The following is a 21,953-nucleotide window of genomic DNA, read 5'->3' on the forward strand; positions in this document are numbered from 1 at the left end:
CGGGTACGGAACAACAACAAGAGAGTGAAACGACAGAACGCAGTAGCTCTAAAACCATTTCGATTTGTAGGAGTAACAAACATGATTCCGGTGATCTTGTCAGGTGGTAGCGGCTCACGTCTTTGGCCGCTTTCGCGCAAGCAATTCCCTAAACAGTTCCTGGCCTTGACCGGCGAACACACCTTGTTCCAGCAGACCATCGAGCGCCTGGTGTTCGAGGGCATGGACACGCCGATCGTGGTCTGCAACAAAGACCACCGTTTCATCGTCAACGAACAGTTGAGCAACCGCAAACTGGAAGCCCAGCGCATCCTGATGGAACCGTTCGGACGCAACACTGCGCCGGCCGTGGCGCTGACCGCGATGATGCTGGTCAATGAAGGTCGCGACGAGCTGATGCTGGTGCTGCCGGCCGACCACGTGATCGAAGACCAGAAAGCCCTGCAACGCGCCCTGGCCCTGGCCACCGTGGCCGCCGAGCGTGGCGAAATGGTGCTGTTCGGCGTGCCGGCCACCAAGCCGGAAACCGGCTATGGCTACATCAAGTCGACCAACGATGCGCTGCTGCCCGAAGGCGTGAGCCGTGTCTCGCACTTCGTCGAAAAACCCGACGTCAAGCGCGCTACCGAGTTCGTTAACGCCGGCGGTTATTTCTGGAACAGCGGCATGTTCCTGTTCCGCGCCAGCCGTTTCCTCGAAGAGCTGAAAAAGCACGATCCGGACATCTACGACACTTGCCTGCTGACCCTGGAGCGCAGTGAACAGACGGCCGACACCATCACCCTCGACGAAGCGACCTTCGCCTGCTGCCCGGACAACTCCATCGACTACGCGGTGATGGAAAAGACCCAGCGCGCCTGCGTCGTACCGCTGTCGGCGGGCTGGAGCGATGTCGGTTGCTGGGCGTCGCTGTGGGAAGTCAACGAAAAAGACACCAACGGCAACGTCACCAAAGGCGACGTGGTGCTCCAGGACAGCCGCAACTGCATGATCCATGGCAACGGCAAACTGGTGTCGGTGATCGGCCTGGACAACATCGTGGTGGTCGAAACCAAGGACGCCATGATGATCGCCCACAAGGACAAGGTCCAAGGCGTCAAGCAGATGGTCAACACCCTCAATGCACAGGGCCGTACCGAAACCCAGAACCATTGCGAGGTCTACCGTCCGTGGGGCTCCTATGACTCGGTGGACATGGGCGGCCGCTTCCAGGTCAAGCACATCTCGGTCAAGCCGGGCGCGTGCCTGTCGCTGCAAATGCACCACCACCGCGCCGAACACTGGATCGTGGTCAGCGGCACCGCTGAAGTGACCTGCGACGAGAACGTGTTCCTGCTCTGCGAAAACCAATCGACCTACATCCCGATCGCATCGGTCCACCGCCTGCGCAACCCAGGCAAGATCCCGTTGGAAATCATCGAAGTGCAGTCCGGTAGCTACCTGGGCGAAGACGACATCGAACGCTTCGAAGACATCTACGGTCGCTCCACCCCGATCGAACGCGGCGTGTCGGTGAAAACCATCGCGCAGTAAAGATCAGCCAAACAAGAAGCCCCCGTCCAGCCCACTGCGTCCCCTATCCGCAGTGGGTTGGGTGGGGGCTTTTTCTTGCCGGTCACATCAGTAATCGTCTTGTATTCTGCTTGGCGAACGCCTGCCATTTCGATACCAACGGTTCAGGCAGCTCTTTCAACTCTCCTGTATGGAAATATCGCTTCACCAATTCCTCAGAGGTCACGTGCCCCGAGTCAATCATGAGCTTCGCCAGGTTCCCTCCCCAATGCATGAACTTGTCACCTATGTCTTTCGTAAAATAGCCGGTTTTGTAGGTCGCCCCAGGAAACATTTTATTGAAAACCTGATAGGCAAAATAATCAGTCACATATTCGTCGTAGTTGGTATTACTCACGCTCATATCCGTCATGACTTGAAAACCCGTGTAGTTTTTCGAGGAGAAGTGCAGGCTTTCATGGATGATAGTGGAGCGGATCTTGTCTTTATCAAGCTTGCCATCGACAGAGTAATCCGGTGAGTCCACCCCCATGTAAACCATCCCTTCTGGAGAGGTCCATGCGGCAGGGTTCACATTTAGATAGTCAGCATCAAATTCCATGGTCTGATTACCAGAGATGCCCTTTATTTTTTCAAAAAGCTCTTGTTGCGAAACATCCGTTATCTTGACGGTTTTTTTAGTACCGAACAGTTCACCAATCGTGCTGGACAGTTTTTCAATATTCACATAGTTCTTCGACTCCCATCGAGCAGAGGGTCTATTTTTGGGGATGCTGGGGATGGCCAATACAGTGGGCTCGAATGCTTTCCCGGCAGGCTGGTGAGAAGTCGTTCCGCTTGACGGTAATAGCCCACCTGGAGGAGGCGGGGGCGGTGGTCCTGCGGAAAGCCCCCCCGGTTTAAGGGAGGGAGGCATAGGAGGCGCGGGTAGGGGCGGGGGTGGAGGTTTCTGTCCTGTCGGGGCCCTGCCATCGGTATCGAAGAGCGTCACCGGATTATTTCTCACCATCCGATAAAGGTTTAAACCGTCCACTTCCCCGGCCGGATCCGGATTGACCCAACGCGGCAGCCACGGCGCGTAATACCTGAACCCATAGTAATAAAGCCCCGTCGCATCCCGCTCCTTGCCTGAATAACGAAGCGTCTTGTAACTGACTTCGACCTCATTATCACCAGCCAGGTACGCGGTCTCGCCAAACGGGTAGAAATGCTCCCGGCTGATGATCCGGGCGTCGTGGTCGAGCTCCAGGCTGATCGACCCCAAGTGATCGGAACAACTGTAGCGATAGTGGTCGTTCTCTCCGGAAGGCGGCGCGCTCTCCCAATGCAGTATCCGAACGCTGTCGAGTCCACCCTGGACGGTGACGACCTGCAATGACTCGCCGTTGCTACTGTCGGCACGCAGTTCTAGCCCCGGCAGATAACGCACTTCGGCGGCCAGCGTGCGACTTGAGGTTTGCAGGGTACGAAGCTTGCGTACCCGTTGGCCGTCGCCTGCGTAGACATACCGCTCGCTATCATCGAGACCCGACGCCCGGGCTATGGGGGTGACCGAACCCAGCTGGTTACGCAGGTCCCAGGCCAGGGAACGTCCCGGTTCCAGCTCCAGCCAATTGCCTCGTGCATCGAATGCCGCGTCGATCTCCTCCTCCGTCGGCGGCACACCATTACGGTACGGCAGGCAACGATTGCTATAGCGGGCCACCTTCATCTGGTGTCCATGATTCTGCGCACCGACGTGGGTCAGCTCCAGCAGGTTGCCGCTTTCATCGTAGCGATAGGTCTGCCGGTAATTGCTGACCGCCGCCGGGTCGCTACGATCAACGGACTCGGGCCCCTGGTTCAGGGCGCCCGCTTCCCATCCGGTGGCCTGGGTCAGTTGATAGAGCGTGTCGTAGATAAAACGACTGATGGGCTCGATCCGCTGGTTGGCGAAATAGCGCACCGGCAAGGCCTTGTCTTCAATGCTCAGGACATTGCCCATGAGGTCGTAGGCATAGACCAGGTCTTGCAACACCTGGTCGCCGTGTCGGGCACTTCGGCTCATCAAGCGACCGTCCTGGGGACTATAAGTGAGCCGGGTCCGCACACCGTTACCGGCCGTTTCCTCTTCGACCTGTCCCTCAGCGTTGTAGCGAATATCGCTTACCAGGGGCTGCCATTGACTCTGGCCCCGCAGCAGTAACTGGCTGCCGAAAACTCTGCCATCCAGGGTCAGCGTCTGCTGCTGTCGATTGCCCCTGGCATCGATCTGTTCCAGCGCATCGCTCTGCGGACCAAGGCGCCACGTCGACAGGAACCCATCGCCAGGTTCGAGCAGCGGCTCACGGTCGGCTTCCAGTTCCGGCCAGTCCGGGTTGGCCGCATCGAGGGTGAAACGACGCTGCTGGGCAAGGCTTTGACCAGTGAGGGAAAATGACTCCGACAGCACGGTCCCCGCCGGATCATCATGGCGGATCAGTTGGCCATGCTGGTTGTGATCCCGATCACCCTGGCCCGGGTAACCATACTTCATACGCTCGACGCACCGACGCGGTTGTCCGGCGCCCTGCTCGAACACCGCCACGGGACGCAGCGAGTTGTCGTAGGCCACCTCGCGTTGCATCCCCCGGCCATCCCAGCCCCGCAAGCCTTCGTTGGCCAGACCTGGTAAACCGATCTGAATGCCTGCGTCGACACTGACCGCATGCAGCGCGGCATCGGACAGCGAATAAATCGTCGAAAGGCTGGCGGGAGCCGACGCGTCGTCTTGTTGCAAGACCCACAACCGCGGATCCCATTGCTTTATTCCCCGTCCCGCCGCGTCAAAGAGGCTGCGGTTGACGCGCCGTTGCGCAGGTCCACGCTCGATGCTGCGGTAATAGTCGACTGAGCGGACCGCCAAGCTGCGCGAGTCGAAAGCCACGAGCCGCGGGGTTCTGTGATCCATGCCCATCGATCAAGCCTCTTGTTCCTGGCGCTGTGTCTATTCACTTGATATCTAACAAGAGGAAACACCGTTGCCTACTGTCAGATATGACAGTGACGACCGATGGAACACGATGGACGAATATCAATGGCCTTTCCCCTTCGGTAGGATGTGCCTACGGTAACGGAGGCTTCAAACATGCTTATCGGCGTCTTGCTGGTCATCACCTGGCTCATCCTGCTGCTGCGCTACCCGGCCAAAGCGTTACCGGTGTCCCTGGCAGCCTTCGTCGGGCTGGGGCTGGTGGCCGCCTGGGTGCTCTGGCAGGAAAACCGCGACACCCGGCAATTGGCGCGCCTGGAGCTGCGCATCACCTACGCCCCCGAACACTGCCCGGCCGACCGGCCACTGTCGCTGACCCTGAACAACGGCAACGACGTGCCGCTGACCGAACTGCATTGGCGCATCGCGGCCTATGCGCCGGGCGACACCATCAACCTGGCCGACACTCCCTACACCGCGCCCCGCTACCGTGGTCCGGGCGAACTGCAAGCCGGCGCCAGCTGGCAGGACTGCCTGCCCCTGCCCGCCCTGCGTCCCGGCTATCGCCCACAGAGCCTGGAATTTCGCGCCGAGCGATTGCAAGGCAGTTTCTCCAACTGATCACCTCTTCATTGTTTACATAAGGAATGGCCATGCCCGTTGCGTTGATTACCGGATGTTCCAGCGGCATTGGCCGCGCCCTCGCCGACGCCTTCAAGGCCGCCGGTTACCAGGTCTGGGCCAGCGCGCGTAAAGTCGAGGACGTGGCAATCCTCAGCGCTGCCGGGTTCACCGCCGTGCAACTGGACGTGAACGACGAACAGGCCCTGGAACAGTTGAGCGAGCGGATCAACCAGCAGCACGGAGGCCTCGATGTGTTGATCAACAATGCCGGTTATGGCGCCATGGGACCGCTGCTGGACGGCGGTGTACCGGCCATGCAGCGTCAATTCGAAACCAACGTGTTCGCGCTCGTCGGGGTGACCCGCGCGCTGTTCCCAGTGCTGCGTCGGGCCAAGGGGCTGGTGGTGAACATCGGCAGTGTTTCCGGTGTATTGGTCACGCCGTTCGCCGGCGCCTATTGCGCCTCGAAGGCGGCGGTGCATGCCCTGAGCGATGCGCTGCGCATGGAACTGGCACCGTTCGGCATCCGCGTCATGGAAGTCCAGCCCGGCGCCATTGTCTCCAGTTTCGCCAAGAATGCCGGCCATGAAGCCGAACAATTGATCAATGAACAATCGCCCTGGTGGCCCCTGCGCGAGGGCATCCGCGCCCGGGCCAAGGCCTCCCAGGACAAACCGACCCCCGCCAGCGAATTCGCCGCCGGACTGCTCAAGGCCGTGCAACAACCCAGGCCTCCCCGCTTGCTGCGCCTGGGCAATGGCAGCCGGGCGTTGCCGTTGATGGCTGGCTTACTGCCCAAGGGGTTGCTGGAGAAGGTGTTGATGAAGCGGTTTGGGTTGGGTGGGTCGTTGTAACTGAGGGGTATAGCAGGCTATGGGCGGGATATACACACGAACTAAAATCCCGCCCATAAAAGACGATCAAATACGAGCCCTTGCCCACAGCCCACAGCATTGTTCAATATCCCGTCGCTTTCGCGGGCAACCCCACAGGGGCTTAGTGGTGAATAATGGGCTAACCCTGCGGCTCGACCACCACCGTACACGTCATCCCCGCCGCCAGCAGCACGCCATCGGGCACTTCATCAAGATGAATCCGCACCGGCACCCGCTGGGCCAGGCGCACCCAGTTGAAGGTCGGGTTGACGTCGGCGATCAGTTCGCGGCTAGCCGGGTTGTCGCGGTCGTAGATGCCCCGGGAAATGCTTTCCACATGACCCTTGAGCACTTCACCGCTCATCAGCTGTAGCTGCGCCGAATCGCCGACCCGCACCTTGGGCAATTTGGTCTCTTCGAAGTAGCCGTAGACCCAGAACGAATGCATGTCCACCACGGCCATTTTCGCCTCACCGATGCGCGCATAGTCGCCGCGATGGACGTTGAGGTTGGTGACGTAGCCGTCCACCGCCGCGCGAACCTCGGTGCGCGCCAGGTTCAGCTCGGCCGCCTCCAGTTGCGCCTGGGCATGTTGGTAATCGGCCAGGGCCGAGTCGGCGAGGTTGCTGGCGTCGTCGCGGTTTTCCCGGGAGATCACCAGGCTGTCCAGGTCGGCGCGGCGATGGGCGTTGACCTTGCGCATTTCCCAGGTGGCCTTGCGCGATGCCACCAGGGAGCGCGCCTGCTTGACCGCGATGCGGTAGTGCTCGGGGTCGATGCGCATCAGCAGGTCGCCCTTGCTCACCCGTTGGTTGTCACGCACCGGCACTTCCACCACCTCGCCACTGACATCGGCGGCGACGTTGATGATGTCGGCCCGCACCCGGCCATCGCGGGTCCAGGGGGTATTCATGTAATGCACCCACAGCGTACGGCCGATCCACAGTGCCAAGGCCAATACCAACAGCGTCGCCAGCAGACTGAAAAACTTTTTCATCGCATCGATCTCAACGGTAGACCGTCAGCGCCAGCGCGCCGAACAGACAGGTAAACAGACTCAGGCGCAGCAGCGCCGGGTGCCAGAAGAAGCGGTACAGGTCCAACCCCGACAGGAAACGGTCCAGCACCCAGGCCAGGGCGGCGGCGATGAAAAACATCAGGGTCATGGTGGGCATGTACACGCCATGGAAGGCGATCTCACGGGGCATGTGCGAATTCCTGGGACAACGGTGTGGCATGCGGCATGGCATAGCCGGCCAAGGGCGATTGCGGGTCGAGCAGCGAAGTGCGGATGAAATGCAGGTAGCTTTTCACCCGGCGCAGGGCCGAGGTGTCGAAATGCGGGGCGAAGGGTTCATCGGTGGCCTGTACGCGACTGATGGCGTGGTCCACCACCACCAGGGCACGCTCCAGATTGTTCTGGCCTGGCTGGCGGAACAGACGCACCAGCGCCCGGCCCATCACACGGATCGCCTGGCGCCACGGCTGGCTTTCGGCATAAGCCGGATGCACCGGCAAAATCGCCTGTTCCTTGCGCAACTCAATGATCGCGTGCCCGACTTCCAGCACCACGAACATCCAGCGCAGCAGATCCCGTTGCACCCGGGGTTGCCCAGTCGCCAGCCCGTAGGCCTGATGCAACAGGTCGCGGGTGCGACTTTCAAAGCTCGACGCCAAGCCCTTGAGCCTGCCGCTGATGGTGAACACCACTTGTTCGCGCAGGTCCTGTTCCAGTCGGCGCCACAACCAGCGGCTGTTGGGCGGCAGGATGATCGCCCCGGCGGCGGCGCACACCAGCATGCCGAGGATCATCGCGAGGTAATCGTTGATGAAGGTGTAGGGGTTGTAGACCGTCAGGTTGTCCGGCACCGAACCGGTGCTGAAAAAAATCAGCAGTCCCAGTCCGACCCCGGCGTATTGCGGCCGGGAACTGAGGAACGAGCCGAGCATGATCACCGGCGCCAGCATCACGCAAAGCAGGGGGAAACCGTCGATCAGCGGGAAGATGAAAAACATCTCGACGAAGCCGATCAGCGCACCGAACAACGTGCCGCAGGCCATCTGGAACGCCATGCGCTTGGGGTTCGGCGTCGCGGCCGACAAGCCCACCGTGGCGGCGGCGATCATTGTCATGGTCGCGCCGCTCGGCCAGGCTGTGGCGACCCAATAACTGCCCAGCACCAGCAGGATGAAGGCGGCGCGAAACCCCGAAGCCGCAGCCGCCAACCCATTGGTCTGCGGCACGAACGGTTCGTCCCAGCGCTCGCGCTCGTGCCGATGGTCGGCCAGGGAGGCATGGGTCAGGGCGTAGCCGTGCAGGTCGTCGACGAAGCGATAGAGCAGCTCATAGGCGGTGTGGAAGTCCAACTGCTCGCCATCGCTCGGCGCCGTTTCCTGGAACAACGCGCGCAATCGTCGCACCTGGGCCGGCAAGTCGGCCTTGTAGTCGGCCAGTGCCGTCGCCAGACGCGCCGCATCGGCATCGGTCAGGGCTCGTGCGCTGAAGCCGTCCAGCAGTTCGGCAAGGTTGTGCAAACCGGGTTTGATGGCGTCCACCACGTGATTCGCCGCGCTGCTGCGCAAGCGCTCGAGCAACTGGTGCAGGGCGTTGAAGCGAGTGGTGACACCCATGAACTCACTGTTCAAGCGACTGAGTCGCCCGTTGCGCCGACGCATGTGCGGGTCTTCGAACACGGTCACGCTGCGCAGGCTCTCCAGGCCTACGGCTTCAGCGATGAAGCCCACATTGCGCGCCTCGAACGCCTCCTGTTTGCTGCGTCCACGCAAACCGTCGGTGACGAACAAGGCAAACACCCCGAAGCGCTGATACAAGGCATTGCGCATCGCAGCGCTGGCGGTTTGCGGCAGGATCGCGGCACTGACCAGGGTTGAGCAGAGAATCCCCAGGGCAATTTCCAGCACCCGCCAGACCGCCGCCATGAATGCTCCTTCCGGATGGGCCAGGGCCGGCAGGCCGATCATCGCCGCGGTGTAGCCGGCCAGCACGAAACCATAGGCCCGGAAGTTGCGATAACGCGCCGCCCCAGCCGAACAGAGGCCGACCCAGATCGCCAGGCAACCGAGAAACAGCTCGGTGTTCTGGGCGAACATAGCGATCAGCGCCACCATCACCGCCGAGCCGGCCAGGGTACCGAGCAAGCGATAGAAACTCTTGGCGAACACCTGGCCGCTCTGGGGCTGCATGACGATGAACACGGTGATCATGGCCGTGCGCGGTTGCGGCAGCTCCAGGCGCATCGCCAGCCACAACGTCAGGAACGCGGCCAACAGGACCTTGAAGATATAGACCCAGGTAACCCCGTCGCTGCGGGCCCAATCGAAGAAGCCACGGCGCCATTCGAGGCGATACAGCCAGCGTGCGGGGGCAAGTAAAGACATCACGACAGGCCTACTCAGCATTGTGGCTCAGCTCAGGGCTGTCGCTGCCGGCCTCCAGCCCACCGCCCAACGCCGTCACCAGATCGGCATGGGCACTCAACCGGGCGGCCTCCACCCGCTGTTGCACCTGTTGCTGCTTGAACAACAGGCTTTGGGCATTGAGCACATTGAGGTAGTCGGTCAGCCCGCGCTGGAACGCCACCAGCGCAATGTCGTAGGTGCGCTGCGCCGCGGCCACTGATTCAGCGGCGAAGGCTTGTTGCTTGTCCATGGACTCGCGACGGATCAACTGATCGGAAATGCTCTTGAGCGCGTTTACCAGTGTCTGGTTGTAATGGGCCACGGCCATGTCATAACCGGCTGCTGCCTCCCCCAACTGTGAGCGCAGGCGCCCACCGTCGAAAATCGGCAGCGTGATGGCCGGCCCGACGCTGTAGGTGAGTTTCTTGCCGGTCAGGAACTCCAGCGCCCCGCCACCGGTGGCCATATAGCCGAGGCTCCCCACCAGGTCGACGTTGGGATAGAAGCCGGCCCGGGCCACATCGATGCCCCGGGCCTGGGCCGCCACTTGCCAACGCCCGGCCACCACATCCGGACGCTGGCCGAGCAGTTCGGCGGGCAATGCCGACGGCAGCTTCAAAGGCGCGCCGAGGGCCAGGGTCGGGCGCCGCAACCGCGCGCCCTCTCCTGGCCCCTTGCCCGCCAGCGCCGCCAACTGATTGCGGCTCAAGGCAATGGCTTCATCAAGGGCGTCGAGTTGACGGTGAGTCTCGGGCAACGGCGCCTGGGCCTGGCTGACTTCGAAATGGGTGCCGATGCCGCCGTCCAGACGCTTTTGCGCCAGCTCGAGAATCTGCTCCTGTTGATGGAGCGTTGCGGCGACGATATCGCGCTGGGCGTAGTGCAAGGAAAACTGGATGTAGGCGCGCACGATGTTGTTCTGCAACTCCAGTTGCGCCTGCCGTGCTTCAGCCACGCTGGCATGGGCCAGGTCGACAGCCCGTTCGCTGGCGTTGCGCTCGCGGCCCCACAGATCCAAGGCATAGCTCAAGCCCAGACCCGCGTTGTTGTCCCAAGTGGTGGTGTCGGCCAGCTCGCCGGGGCCGTAGAACTGATCGGTGGGCCAGTTGTGCCGCTTGAGGGTCGCTTCACCGTTGACCTGCAGCGACTCGGCGGCCTCGACGACACCGGCCATCGCCCTGGCTTGCCGCACCCGGGCGGCGGCCATGGCCAGGCTCGGGCTGCCTTGCACGGCGAGGTCGATCCAGCGATCCAGTTGCCGATCGCCATAGGCTTGCCACCACTGGCGGGTGGGCCAGTGGGCGTCGCGGGCGGCCTCGCGGATCGCGGCATCGGTGGCCAATTGATTGGCCGACAACACCTGGCCTTGCGGCGCAATACCCCCTGTGCCGATGCAACCGCTGATGGTTAACGTCAGAACCCAAACACTGAGAGTCTTCAGCTCTCTGCTGATGCAACGCGGCACTTGCGCAAAATTCCTAGGAGAGAGAGTCGAGAACCTGTAGGAGCACCCTGTGGGAGCGGGCTTGCCCGCGAAGGCGATTGCTCAGGCAACATCATCGCCAACTGACCCACCGCTTTCGCGGGCAAGCCCGCTCCCACAGGTACTGCGCCAGACAGCAGGGCCAAACCAGCGCCACAATGGCGGCAATTCTAGGCACCCTGCCGAACGGCGATAAGCCGACCTTTCTGCGAATCTTTGTTACCGTTAGCGCGATAATCCATTAGTCGGGGTCCCGTAGCGCCGTAACTTCATGTCACAATTTGCCACCTCCCAAGAGAGCCCTTCATGGACACTTTGCAAAACATGCGCGCGTTCAGCTGTGTCGCCGAAGCCGGCAGCTTCACCGCCGCGGCCCAGCAGCTCGATACCACGACAGCCAACGTCTCGCGCGCGGTTTCCAATCTGGAAGCCCATCTGCAAACGCGCCTGCTCAACCGCACCACCCGCCGCATTGCCCTGACCGAGGCCGGAAAACGCTACTTGCTGCGCTGCGAGCAGATCCTGGCGTATGTCGAGGAAGCCGAAGCCGAGGCCAGCGATGCCCATGCACGCCCCGCCGGGCAGTTGAAGGTCCACACCATGACCGGCATCGGCCAGCATTTCGTGATCGACGCCATTGCCCGTTATCGCAAGACCCATCCGGATGTGACGTTCGACCTGACCCTGGCCAACCGGGTGCCAGATATCCTGGACGAGGGCTACGACGTCTCCATCGTGCTCGCCAGCGAGTTACCGGATTCGGGCTTCGTTTCCCAGCGCCTGGGCATCACCTACAGCATCGTCTGCGCGTCGCCGGCCTACGTGAAAGCCAGCGGCTGCCCGCAAAAACCCAGCGACCTGCTCAACCACGCCTGCCTGCGCCTGGTCAGCCCGGTCATTCCGCTGGAAAAGTGGGTGTTCGACGGCCCGGAAGGCCAGGAAATGGTCACCATCAACAGCTCACCGTTTTTGGTGAATTCCGCCGATGCCATGAAAACCGCGATCACCAGCGGCATGGGCGTGGGCGTGTTGCCGGTGTACGCCGCCATCGAAGGCCTGCGCAACGGCACGCTGGTGCGGGTCATGCCCAACTACCGCTCCCAGGAACTGAACCTCTACGCCATCTACCCTTCGCGCCAATACCTGGATGCGAAAATCAAGACCTGGGTCGAGTACCTGCGCGGCTCGCTGCCGGAAATCCTGGCGGCGCACCAGTCCGAGCTGACGGCTTATGAATTGAGTGGAAGCCTGGCGGGGGCACGGGCAGCGAACTGAGGTCGCCGCCGTGCGCCAAGGATGAGGTTCAGCGCTTGCCCATCGAGCGACGCGTGCCGGGAGGCGCGGCCCCCGGGGTCTTGGTATGACCGTTCTTCGCGCCGTTCTTGTACCACGGCTGCTGGCCGGCCTCTTTGGCCGCGGCCAATTCACCGGGTTTGAACGGGAATTTGAAGGCCGGGATCGCCGCTTTGACGCTCTCGGTACTGGAAACATCGCTGTCGGGCAGGTCGGCCTGTTCGCCGTTCGGGCGGGCGTCCGCGGGCGAGGGTGTTGGGGAAGTCATGTAAAGCTCCGGGTAATGCGGGCAAGTCGGGCCCGGAGAGCGAGCCGCGAAAGGCGGCAGTATACCTGCCCGCTACCGGCGTGCGCTGAGCAGATTCGATTGGCGCCGTCACTCGTCCGACAGCAATCCGGGACAAAACTGACACGCCTGTCAGTTCGGCGTCACCTTCCTGACCGCCTCGCAACGCTATATAAGAAGAATAGAAATCTCTCCGTCCTGAACCGGCCTCTTACATCCATGCACATCCAGAAAAAAACCGTCCTGCTCGTCGCGCTCCTGGTCGCCCTGGCGGCTCTTGCCCTCTGGTATGTCATGAAGCCCGTCACCGCTAAATCCGCTGCCCCCGCCGCTGTTCCGGTACGGGTCGTCAGCGTGGAGCAGAAGGACGTGCCGCGTTTCGCCAGTGGCATTGGCACGGTCCTGTCGCTGCACAGTGTGGTCATCCGCCCGCAGATCGACGGCATCCTCACCAAGCTGCTGGTCAAGGAAGGACAACGGGTCAAGAAGGGTGACCTGCTGGCGACCATCGACGACCGTTCCATCCGCGCCAGCCTCGACCAGGCCCGGGCCCAGCTCGGCGAGAGCCAGGCACAACTGGCAGTGGCCCAGGTCAATCTCAAGCGCTACAAACTGCTCAGTGTCGACGACGGCGTATCGAAGCAGACCTACGACCAGCAACAGGCGCTGGTCAATCAGCTCAAGGCCACCGCCCAGGGCAATCAAGCGGCCATCGACTCGGCCCAGGTGCAGTTGTCCTACACCCAGATCCGCTCCCCGGTGAGCGGTCGCGTTGGCATTCGCAACGTCGACGAAGGCAACTTCCTGCGCACCAGCGACACTGAAGGCCTGTTCACCGTAACTCAGATCGACCCGATCGCGGTGGAGTTCTCCCTGCCCCAGCAAATGCTGCCCACCTTGCAACGGTTGATCGCCGCGCCCGAGCAAGCCTTGGTCAAGGCTTATATCGGCGCCGATGGCACCACCGGGGAATTGCTCGGCGAGGGTCGGTTGAGCCTCATCGATAACCAGATCAACACCAACACCGGGACCCTGCGGGCCAAGGCTGAATTCACCAATACCGCGCAACGGCTCTGGCCAGGACAGCTGGTGACCCTGAAGATCCAGACCGCCCTCGAAAAAGACGCCCTGGTGGTGCCACCCACCGTGGTCCAACGGGGCCTGGAGCAACACTTCGTCTACCGGGTCAAGGGCGACAAGGTCGAGAGCGTGCCGGTGGTGATGGTTTACCAGGACAGCGGCATGCACATCATCAAAGGCGTGAACGCCGGTGATCTACTGGTGAGCGACGGCCAATCACGGCTCAAGCCGGGCACCCATATCCAGGTGCTCAGTGACCCACCGGCCCTGGCCAAGTCCTCGGAGCCGCAGCCATGAAGGGCCGCGGTTCGGTGTCAGCGTGGTGCATCGACCATCCCATCGCCACGGTACTGCTGACGTTTGCCTTGGTACTGCTGGGGTTTATCGCCTTTCCGAAACTGCCGGTCGCGCCATTGCCGGAGGCGGAGTTCCCGACGATCCAGGTCAACGCCCAGTTGCCCGGCGCCAGCCCCGAAACCATGGCTTCGTCGGTGGCGACGCCGTTGGAGGTGCAATTCAGCGCCATCCCCGGCGTCACCCAGATGACCTCCAGCAGCGCCTTGGGCTCGACCAACCTGATCCTGCAGTTCAGCCTCGATAAAAGCATCGACACCGCGGCCCAGGAAGTCCAGGCGGCCATCAACACCGCCGCCGGCAAACTGCCCAATGACATGCCGAACCTGCCCACCTGGCGCAAGGTCAACCCGGCCGACAGCCCCGTGTTGATCCTCAGCATCAGCTCCACGCTGATGCCCGGCACCGAACTGAGCGACTACGTCGAAACCCTGCTCTCACGCCAGATCAGCCAGATCGATGGCGTCGGGCAAATCTACATTACCGGCCAGCAACGCCCGGCGATCCGCGTCCAGGCTTCGGCCGACCGGCTCGCCGCCATCGGCCTGACCCTGGCCGACATCCGCGTGGCACTTCAGCAGGCCAGCCTCAACCTGGCCAAGGGCGCCCTGTACGGCGAATCGAGTGTTTCCACCCTGTCGACCAACGACCAGCTGTTCCAGCCTGAGGAATACGGTGATTTGATCGTGTCCTACAAGGACGGCGCACCGGTTCATCTCAGGGACATCGCCAAGGTCGTCAACGGTTCGGAAAACGCCTACGTCCAGGCCTGGTCCGACGACGAGCCGGGGGTCAACCTGGTGATCTTCAGGCAACCGGGCGCGAACATCGTCGAGACCGTCGACCGCATCCAGGCGGCCCTGCCGACCCTGCAAGCGATGCTGCCCGCCGCCGTGCAGGTCAAGGTGCTGATCGACCGTACCCAGACCATCCGCGCCTCGCTGCATGAGGTGGAAATCACCTTGCTGATCGCCGTGCTGCTGGTGGTGGCGGTAATGGCGCTGTTCCTGCGCCAGTTGTCGGCGACCCTGATTGTCTCGGCGGTACTGGGGGTGTCGCTGACCGCCAGTTTCGCCCTGATGTACGTGATGGGCTTCAGCCTGAACAACCTGACCCTGGTGGCGATCGTCATCTCGGTGGGGTTCGTGGTGGACGATGCGATTGTGGTGGTGGAGAACATCCACCGGCACCTGGAGGCCGGCGACGGCATGCGTGAGGCGGCCATCAAGGGCGCCGGCGAAATCGGGTTCACCGTGATGTCCATCAGCTTCTCGCTGATCGCCGCGTTCATTCCCTTGCTGTTCATGGGCGGCGTGGTCGGGCGCCTGTTCAAGGAGTTTGCCCTGACCGCCACCTCGACCATCCTGATTTCGGTGGTGGTGTCCCTGACCCTGGCGCCGACATTGGCCGCTCTGTTCATGCGTGCCCCAGTGCACCATGTCCACAACACGGCGGGGTTTGGTGAGCGCCTGCTGGGTGGGTATGAACGGGGCCTGCGTCGGGCCCTGGCTCATCAGAAGCTGATGATCGGCGTGTTCGGCCTGACCCTGGCGCTGGCCGTGGTGGGCTACGTGTTCATCCCCAAGGGATTCTTCCCGGTGCAGGACACCGGCCTGGTGCTGGGCACCAGCGAAGCCGCCGCCGATGTGTCCTTCCCGGACATGGTGGCCAAGCACAAGGCCCTGGCCGAAATCGTTGCCGCCGACCCGGCGGTGCAGACCTTCTCTCACTCCGTCGGCGTCTCGGGTAATAACCAGACCATCGCCAACGGCCGCTTCTGGATCGCCCTCAAGCCGCGGGGCGAGCGTGACGTGTCGGCCAGTGGGTTCATCGACCGGATCCGCCCCAAACTGCAGAAAATCCCCGGCGTGGTGCTCTACCTCAGGGCCGGGCAGGACATCAACCTCAGCTCCGGCCCCAGCCGCGCCCAGTATCAATACGTGCTCAAGAGCAACGACGGGCCGAGCCTCAACGCCTGGACGCAAAAGCTCACCGACAAGCTGCGCGGCAACCCGGCGTTCCGCGATATCTCCAATGACCTGCAACTGGGCGGCAGCATCACCCACATCAACATCGACCGCAGCGCGGCGGCGCGCTTCGGCCTCACCGCCACCGATGTCGACCAGGCCCTGTACGACGCCTTCGGTCAGCGGCAGATCAACGAATTCCAGACCGAGACCAACCAGTACAACGTGATCCTGGAGCTCGACACCGCGCAACGGGGCAAGGCCGAAAGCCTGGCGTATTTCTACCTGCGTTCGCCCCTGAGCGGAGAAATGGTGCCGCTCTCGGCCCTGGCCCGCTTCGATGCACCGAGCAACGGTCCGCTGTCGATTGCCCACGACGGGATGTTCCCGGCCGCCAACCTGTCGTTCAACCTGGCGCCGGGCGTGGCGCTGGGGGATGCGGTGCGCATGCTCGACCAGGCCAAGAACGAGATCGGCATGCCGGCGGCCATCACCGGTAATTTCCAGGGCGCCGCCCAGGCGTTCCAGAGTTCCCTGGCCAGCCAGCCATGGCTGATCCTCGCGGCCCTGGTGGCGGTGTACATCATCCTCGGCGTGCTCTACGAGAGCTTCGTGCACCCGTTGACGATCATCTCCACCCTGCCCTCGGCCGGCCTCGGCGCGCTGGTCATGCTCTGGCTGTTGGGCCAGGACTTTTCGATCATGGCGTTGATCGGGTTGGTGCTGCTGATCGGGATCGTCAAGAAAAACGGCATCCTGATGATCGACTTCGCCCTCGACGCCCAGCGCAATGGCGGGTTGGCACCCCAGGAAGCGATTTTCCAGGCGTGCCTGACAAGGTTCCGGCCCATCATGATGACGACTCTGGCCGCCCTGCTCGGCGCCCTGCCGCTGATGCTCGGCTACGGACCCGGCGCGGAGTTGCGCCAGCCCCTGGGTATCGCGGTGGTAGGCGGCCTGCTGGTGAGCCAGGCGCTGACGCTGTTCACCACACCGATCATATACTTGTGGCTCGAGCGACTGTTCCATCGGCCCGCCCATTCGCCAGAATCTGCGCCGACGATGGCACAGACGACCACAGACTGAGGCGGGGCCATGCGCGTTCTGATCATCGAAGACGAAGAGAAAACCGCGGACTACCTGCATCGCGGCCTGACCGAACAAGGCTACACCGTGGACGTCGCGCCGGACGGCATCGAGGGGCTGCACCTGGCCCTGGAAACCGACTACGCCGTGATCGTGCTCGATGTGATGCTGCCGGGCCTGGATGGTTTTGGTGTGCTGCGGGCCCTGCGTGCCCGCAAGCAGACACCGGTGATCATGCTCACGGCCCGTGAACGGGTCGAAGACCGCATCAAGGGCCTGCGCGACGGCGCCGACGACTACCTGGGCAAGCCCTTCTCCTTCCTGGAGCTGGTGGCCCGCCTGCAAGCCCTGACCCGCCGCAGCGGCGGCCATGAACCGGTGCAAGTGAGCATCGCCGACCTGTGGATCGACCTGATCAGCCGCAAGGCCACTCGCGCGGGCCAGCGCCTGGACCTGACCGCCAAGGAGTTTTCCTTGCTCAGCGTCCTGGCCCGCCGCCAAGGCGAAATTCTTTCGAAGACCGCCATCGCCGAAATGGTCTGGGACATCAACTTCGACAGCGACGCCAATGTGGTGGAAGTGGCGATCAAACGCCTGCGAGCCAAGCTCGATGGGCCGTTCGAGCAAAAGTTGCTGCACACCATCCGCGGGATGGGCTATGTGTTGGAGAGTCGCAGCGATGACCTACCCTAATAGCATCGCCCTGCGCCTGAGCGGCCTGTTCACGCTGGTGGCGGCGCTGGTGTTTTTGTTGATCGGCGGGGCGTTGTATCAGCAGGTCGACAAAGGCCTTGGCCTGTTGCCCGAAGCAGAGCTCGACGCCCGCTACAGCGTCCTGGAGTCGACGGTCGGTCGTTATGGCACGCCAGAGCACTGGGTGAAGATTCACAACAAACTGCGATTGCTGGGCGAAGAAGACAAGCGCATCCACTTCTGGATCGTCAGCGGCGATCCGCGCTTTGAATATGGCGATCCCGACCCGCAGATCCGCGCCTTTGCCGAAGGTCCGCTGGGCAAGCGCGACCTGAAGTTGCCCCAGCGGCATTACCCGATGAAAGTGCTGGTAAGCCAGTTCCCCGCCAAGGACCAACGCCCGCCGCTACGCTTCATGATCGGCATCGACACCGAGACGTTCTACCAGACCCAGCATCATCTGCTGGTGGCGCTGGTGAGCCTGGCGATTGTCGGTGTGCTGCTGGCTTCTTTGCTGGGCTATTGGGTGGCGCGCATCGGCCTCAAGCCTCTGATCAAACTGTCCGATGAAGCCCGGCGCCTGACCCCGCCCCGTCTGTCCGGACGCCTGCGGCTGTCACCGCTGCCACCGGAGCTCAGTCAGTTCGTCAGCTCCTTCAATGCCACCCTCGACCGGGTCGAACAAGCGTACTCACGGCTGGAGTCGTTCAACGCCGACGTCGCCCATGAATTACGCTCGCCCCTGACCAACCTGATCGGCCAGACCCAGGTGGCGCTGACTCGCGGACGTTCGGCCGAGCATTACTTCGAAGTGTTGCAGTCAAACCTCGAGGAGCTGGAGCGGCTGCGCTCGATCATCAACGACATGCTGTTCCTGGCCAGCGCCGATCAGGGCAGCAAGGCCACCAAGTTGACCAGCGCGTCCCTGGCCAGCGAAGTGGCGACCACTCTCGATTACCTGGACTTCATACTGGAAGATGCCCAGGTCCAGGTCCGGGTCAGCGGCGATGCCCAGGCCAACATCGAGATCGCCCACCTGCGGCGGGCGCTGATCAACCTGCTGAGCAACGCCGTGCAGCACACCGCGCCCGGGCAAGTGATCGATGTGCGCATCGAAGCCCTTGGCGACCAGATCTCCCTCGCCGTCACCAACCCCGGCGAACCGATTGCCGGCGAGCATCTGCCACGCCTGTTCGAACGTTTCTATCGCGTCGACGCCTCGCGCAGCAACAGTGGCGCCAACCACGGGCTGGGGCTGGCCATCGTCAAGGCCATTGCACTGATGCATGGTGGCGATGTGTTTGTGCACAGCGACCAGGGTGCCAACACGTTCGGGATCCGCTTGCCAGCCTGACGCCCCTCCCCCCATAAGTTCGTATGAGTCATCAGGCCTTTCCAGGCCAATGAATGCTGGGCGAAAGCCAACTGTAGCAAAATCGGAATACCGTCCGAACGCGCGCCCTGCTTTCATAAATTACCGGGTAATTGCGCAAACACTGATTGCCCGCTCCCATTGATCCAAGCACAATCAGCAAAAGGCCAGCATCTGGTTCATTGCCGGTTTGCAATCCTTTGGGACGGATCCCAACCACATGACAATGCAGACATCGGAACCATGAGCGCGCGCAGTGCGAAACCCGGCAACACCCCGCTTTCGAGACGTTCGGAACGGGTACTCGTACTGGCCAGCTCGCTGGTTGTCATTGCCATCCTGAGCATCGTGACGTTTCTGTTGATCCGCGAACATGCCGCCGCACAACAGGCTGCGACACGTGCGGCGACCAATATCGTGCAATTGATTGACGCCGATGTGCTGCGCAACGTGGAGCTCTACGATCTGTCGCTGCAAGGTTTGGTCGCCGCCGCCAAACGCGACGACCTGAAAGACGTTTCACCGACGATTCGCCATCTGGCGCTGTTCGACCGCGCCACCGCCGCCCCCTACAAAGGCGACATCCTGCTGCTCGACAAGCATGGCGAGGTAATCGCCGACTCCGCCTCGGTCGAACCGCGCAAAGGCAATTACGCCGACCGGGAATATTTCCAGTCCCATGTCCAGGACCCGAGCCTGGGCATGATGATCAGTCGCCCGTTCCGCTCCAGGAGTGCCGCCAACGATTGGCGCATCAGTTTCAGCTATCGACTGAGCGATGACCGGGGTGAGTTCATGGGCGTGGCCGAGGCCGCGATGCGTTTGAACTATTTCAACCAATTGTTCAAGAGCCTGAACATCGGTCATGGCGGCACAGTCAACCTGGTCAGCCGAGACGGCATTCTATTGGCGCAAGAGCCACCCTTGGCCGAAGACCTGACGGGCAAGGACTTCAGTAAGCGGCCGAACTTCGTGCGCATCCTGCGCGAAGGCAACGGCAGCTTCACCAGCGTGTCCGGTCAGGACCAGAAGCCGCGCCTGTACACCTTCTCCCAGGTGGGCGACTTGCCGTTGATCGTCGTGGTCGCGCTCTCCTCCCAAGAGGTCTTCGCCTCATGGCGACGCACGGCATTGTTGGTCAGCGGCGCCACCGGCGCGCTGTGCATCGGTTTGCTCTGGCTCACCTGGTTGCTGCGCCGCGAATTGCGCCGCCGTTACAGGGCTGAACGGGAGTTGGCCCAACTGGCGTCCGTCGACGCCCTCACGGGCCTGGCCAACCGACGAACACTGGACGAGACGTTGCAACAGGAATGGCTGCGCGCCCAACGTTCAGGCCAACCGTTGTCTGTGCTGATGATCGATGCCGATCATTTCAAGGCGTTCAACGATCGTCATGGTCATCAACAGGGTGACGAGGCCCTGCGCACCTTGGCGCAATTGATCGGCCAGCATGTCCGCCGTCCCGCCGACCTGGCGGCGCGCTATGGCGGTGAGGAGTTCTCGGTGGTGCTACCGGAGACCACCACCGCTGGCGCCTTCACCATGGCCCAGAATATTCGCGACGCGGTTGAACAACTGCCACCTGTGTCCGAGGGAGGAGCGCCCATGACGGTCAGTATCGGCATCGCCACTTGGGCACAAGGGCCGTATGGCGAACTCGAACAACTCCTGTTCGCTGCCGACAAGGCGCTGTACCAGGCCAAGGCCACCGGGCGTAATCGTGTGGTCTGCGCGATGTGACATCGCAACACCCAAAGGCTATGGACACTGTGCTCTCTGTGGCGAGGGGATTTATCCCCGCTGGGCTGCGAAGCAGTCCTACCCACTGCAACTCGGTGCGCCAGGCTGATTGAGTCGTCTGCATTGGGGCTGCTTCGCAGTCCAGCGGGGATAAATCCCCTCGCCACAGGGCCCATCTGATCCTCAGGAAACAGCCATAAAAAAAGGCCACCCGAAGGCAGCCCTTAAAAAACTAGAGAGGTTTTTTGCTTACACGGCCGCAACAGGGCGCATGTAAGAGATGGGTGCGGTGCTGGCGTCTTCGAACGTCACGACTTCCCAAGCGTCTTTCTGCTCAATCAACTTGCGCAGCAGCTGGTTGTTCAGTGCATGACCGGACTTGAAGCCCTTGAACTCACCAATCAGGCTATTGCCCAGCAGGTAGAGGTCGCCGATTGCATCGAGGATCTTGTGCTTGACGAATTCGTCTTCATAACGAAGACCGTCTTCGTTCAACACACCATCGGAATCGACCACGATCGCGTTTTCAACACTGCCGCCGAGTGCGAGGTTGTGCTTGCGCAGGTACTCGATATCACTCATGAAACCAAAGGTACGGGCGCGGCTGACTTCTTTTACGAACGAAGTACTGGAAAAATCCACGCTTGCACTCTGGGTGCGGTCACGGAAAACCGGGTGATCGAAATCGATCTCGAAGCTCACCTTGAAACCTTCGAAAGGGACAAAAGTGGCGCGCTTGTCGCCATCTTCCACGGTCACTTCCCGCAAGATACGGATGAACTTCTTGGCGGCGTCCTGCTCTTCCAGGCCAGCCGATTGAATCAGGAATACGAAGGGTCCGGCACTGCCATCCATGATCGGGACTTCGGACGCGGAGAGCTCGACGTAGGCGTTATCGATGCCCAGGCCAGCCATGGCCGAGAGCAAATGCTCCACCGTGTCCACTCTGGTGTCACCGTTGACCAACGTGGTCGACATAGTGGTTTCACCAACGTTTTCCGCGCGAGCAGGAATCTGCACCACAGGGTCGAGGTCGGCACGACAAAACACAATGCCGGTATCGATAGGCGCGGGCTTGAGGGTCAAGTAGACCTTCTCGCCGGAGTGCAAGCCGACACCTGTGGCACGGATAATATTCTTCAGGGTGCGTTGTTTAATCATGGCATGGGCCGCTTCAGCGCAAATTGCGAACTGGTATCAACAAAGGCTGGCGATGAT

16 protein-coding genes are annotated in these 21,953 nt (G+C 61.9%); 9 read left to right on the plus strand and 7 right to left on the minus strand.

Annotated elements, in window-relative coordinates:
- Positions 1–81 precede the first annotated feature (81 nt).
- On the plus strand, positions 82–1,533 hold the full coding sequence (locus LOY70_RS24360) for a mannose-1-phosphate guanylyltransferase/mannose-6-phosphate isomerase (protein WP_123417084.1): 1,452 nt from the start codon (positions 82–84) through the stop codon (positions 1,531–1,533).
- Between the two features lie 82 nt (positions 1,534–1,615).
- Here LOY70_RS24360 and LOY70_RS24365 read toward each other — a convergent pair whose 3' ends face one another.
- Positions 1,616–4,447, minus strand: a complete 2,832-nt coding sequence (locus tag LOY70_RS24365; RefSeq protein WP_265029600.1) for an RHS repeat-associated core domain-containing protein — start codon at positions 4,445–4,447, stop codon at positions 1,616–1,618.
- Between the two features lie 171 nt (positions 4,448–4,618).
- On the opposite strand from LOY70_RS24365, the gene LOY70_RS24370 reads away from it, so the two are divergent.
- Positions 4,619–5,083: a multidrug transporter gene (locus tag LOY70_RS24370; protein WP_265029601.1), complete on the plus strand. Its 465-nt coding sequence runs from the start codon at positions 4,619–4,621 to the stop codon at positions 5,081–5,083.
- Positions 5,084–5,115: 32 nt separating this feature from the next.
- Positions 5,116–5,940: an SDR family oxidoreductase gene (locus LOY70_RS24375; protein ID WP_265029602.1), complete on the plus strand. Its 825-nt coding sequence runs from the start codon at positions 5,116–5,118 to the stop codon at positions 5,938–5,940.
- 160 nt (positions 5,941–6,100) lie between these two features.
- Here LOY70_RS24375 and LOY70_RS24380 read toward each other — a convergent pair whose 3' ends face one another.
- Genes LOY70_RS24380 through LOY70_RS24395 form a run of 4 tightly spaced genes read right to left on the minus strand, consistent with a single transcriptional unit; the run spans position 6,101 to position 10,846 of the window.
- Entirely contained in the window at positions 6,101–6,958 is an 858-nt protein-coding gene (locus LOY70_RS24380; RefSeq protein WP_265029603.1) for an HlyD family secretion protein, read from the minus strand.
- A gap of 10 nt (positions 6,959–6,968) precedes the next feature.
- Complete coding sequence (locus LOY70_RS24385) at positions 6,969–7,169, minus strand: DUF1656 domain-containing protein (protein WP_025215382.1); 201 nt, start codon at positions 7,167–7,169, stop codon at positions 6,969–6,971.
- Complete coding sequence (locus LOY70_RS24390) at positions 7,159–9,363, minus strand: FUSC family protein (protein ID WP_265029604.1); 2,205 nt, start codon at positions 9,361–9,363, stop codon at positions 7,159–7,161. The genes LOY70_RS24385 and LOY70_RS24390 overlap by 11 nt, the downstream gene beginning before the upstream one ends.
- 7 nt (positions 9,364–9,370) lie before the next feature.
- Positions 9,371–10,846: an efflux transporter outer membrane subunit gene (locus LOY70_RS24395; protein ID WP_265029605.1), complete on the minus strand. Its 1,476-nt coding sequence runs from the start codon at positions 10,844–10,846 to the stop codon at positions 9,371–9,373.
- 324 nt (positions 10,847–11,170) lie between these two features.
- Here LOY70_RS24395 and LOY70_RS24400 point away from each other — a divergent pair, with 324 nt between their 5' ends.
- Positions 11,171–12,139: a LysR family transcriptional regulator gene (locus LOY70_RS24400; protein ID WP_123344339.1), complete on the plus strand. Its 969-nt coding sequence runs from the start codon at positions 11,171–11,173 to the stop codon at positions 12,137–12,139.
- Between the two features lie 28 nt (positions 12,140–12,167).
- Here LOY70_RS24400 and LOY70_RS24405 read toward each other — a convergent pair whose 3' ends face one another.
- Positions 12,168–12,425 carry a hypothetical protein gene (locus tag LOY70_RS24405; protein ID WP_265029606.1) on the minus strand — a complete coding sequence of 86 codons (258 nt, stop codon included), beginning with the start codon at positions 12,423–12,425 and terminating at the stop codon, positions 12,168–12,170.
- Positions 12,426–12,662: 237 nt separating this feature from the next.
- Here LOY70_RS24405 and LOY70_RS24410 point away from each other — a divergent pair, with 237 nt between their 5' ends.
- The 5 genes from LOY70_RS24410 to LOY70_RS24430 all read left to right on the plus strand — a co-directional run bounded on the left by LOY70_RS24410 (position 12,663) and on the right by LOY70_RS24430 (position 20,735).
- Positions 12,663–13,820: an efflux RND transporter periplasmic adaptor subunit gene (locus LOY70_RS24410; RefSeq protein WP_265029607.1), complete on the plus strand. Its 1,158-nt coding sequence runs from the start codon at positions 12,663–12,665 to the stop codon at positions 13,818–13,820.
- Entirely contained in the window at positions 13,817–16,930 is a 3,114-nt protein-coding gene (locus tag LOY70_RS24415) for a multidrug efflux RND transporter permease subunit (protein WP_265029608.1), read from the plus strand. Before LOY70_RS24410 ends, LOY70_RS24415 begins: the two co-directional genes overlap by 4 nt.
- Before the next feature lie 9 nt (positions 16,931–16,939).
- Positions 16,940–17,623, plus strand: a complete 684-nt coding sequence (locus LOY70_RS24420; protein ID WP_025215389.1) for a heavy metal response regulator transcription factor — start codon at positions 16,940–16,942, stop codon at positions 17,621–17,623.
- Positions 17,610–18,977: a heavy metal sensor histidine kinase gene (locus LOY70_RS24425; RefSeq protein WP_265029609.1), complete on the plus strand. Its 1,368-nt coding sequence runs from the start codon at positions 17,610–17,612 to the stop codon at positions 18,975–18,977. The genes LOY70_RS24420 and LOY70_RS24425 overlap by 14 nt, the downstream gene beginning before the upstream one ends.
- Positions 18,978–19,238: 261 nt before the next feature.
- Positions 19,239–20,735: a sensor domain-containing diguanylate cyclase gene (locus LOY70_RS24430; RefSeq protein ID WP_265029610.1), complete on the plus strand. Its 1,497-nt coding sequence runs from the start codon at positions 19,239–19,241 to the stop codon at positions 20,733–20,735.
- A 249-nt stretch (positions 20,736–20,984) separates the two neighbouring features.
- Here the strand turns inward: LOY70_RS24430 and lpxC are convergent, their stop codons facing one another.
- On the minus strand, positions 20,985–21,896 hold the full coding sequence (lpxC, locus tag LOY70_RS24435) for a UDP-3-O-acyl-N-acetylglucosamine deacetylase (RefSeq protein WP_025215392.1): 912 nt from the start codon (positions 21,894–21,896) through the stop codon (positions 20,985–20,987).
- Between the last annotated feature and the right edge of the window lie 57 nt (positions 21,897–21,953).

The sequence above is a fragment of the Pseudomonas sp. B21-054 genome (genome assembly GCF_026016345.1).
Classification (GTDB): domain Bacteria; phylum Pseudomonadota; class Gammaproteobacteria; order Pseudomonadales; family Pseudomonadaceae; genus Aquipseudomonas.

Excerpts from the sequence above, each read along its gene's own strand:
- LOY70_RS24360 (WP_123417084.1), top strand. The coding sequence starts at position 82 with ATGATTCCGGTGATCTTGTCAGGTGGTAGCGGCTCACGTCTTTGGCCG.
- LOY70_RS24365 (WP_265029600.1), bottom strand. The coding sequence starts at position 4,447 with ATGGGCATGGATCACAGAACCCCGCGGCTCGTGGCTTTCGACTCGCGC.
- LOY70_RS24370 (WP_265029601.1), top strand. The coding sequence starts at position 4,619 with ATGCTTATCGGCGTCTTGCTGGTCATCACCTGGCTCATCCTGCTGCTG.
- LOY70_RS24375 (WP_265029602.1), top strand. The coding sequence starts at position 5,116 with ATGCCCGTTGCGTTGATTACCGGATGTTCCAGCGGCATTGGCCGCGCC.
- LOY70_RS24380 (WP_265029603.1), bottom strand. The coding sequence starts at position 6,958 with ATGAAAAAGTTTTTCAGTCTGCTGGCGACGCTGTTGGTATTGGCCTTG.
- LOY70_RS24385 (WP_025215382.1), bottom strand. The coding sequence starts at position 7,169 with ATGCCCCGTGAGATCGCCTTCCATGGCGTGTACATGCCCACCATGACC.
- LOY70_RS24400 (WP_123344339.1), top strand. The coding sequence starts at position 11,171 with ATGGACACTTTGCAAAACATGCGCGCGTTCAGCTGTGTCGCCGAAGCC.
- LOY70_RS24405 (WP_265029606.1), bottom strand. The coding sequence starts at position 12,425 with ATGACTTCCCCAACACCCTCGCCCGCGGACGCCCGCCCGAACGGCGAA.
- LOY70_RS24410 (WP_265029607.1), top strand. The coding sequence starts at position 12,663 with ATGCACATCCAGAAAAAAACCGTCCTGCTCGTCGCGCTCCTGGTCGCC.
- LOY70_RS24415 (WP_265029608.1), top strand. The coding sequence starts at position 13,817 with ATGAAGGGCCGCGGTTCGGTGTCAGCGTGGTGCATCGACCATCCCATC.
- LOY70_RS24420 (WP_025215389.1), top strand. The coding sequence starts at position 16,940 with ATGCGCGTTCTGATCATCGAAGACGAAGAGAAAACCGCGGACTACCTG.
- LOY70_RS24425 (WP_265029609.1), top strand. The coding sequence starts at position 17,610 with ATGACCTACCCTAATAGCATCGCCCTGCGCCTGAGCGGCCTGTTCACG.
- LOY70_RS24430 (WP_265029610.1), top strand. The coding sequence starts at position 19,239 with ATGAGCGCGCGCAGTGCGAAACCCGGCAACACCCCGCTTTCGAGACGT.
- lpxC (WP_025215392.1), bottom strand. The coding sequence starts at position 21,896 with ATGATTAAACAACGCACCCTGAAGAATATTATCCGTGCCACAGGTGTC.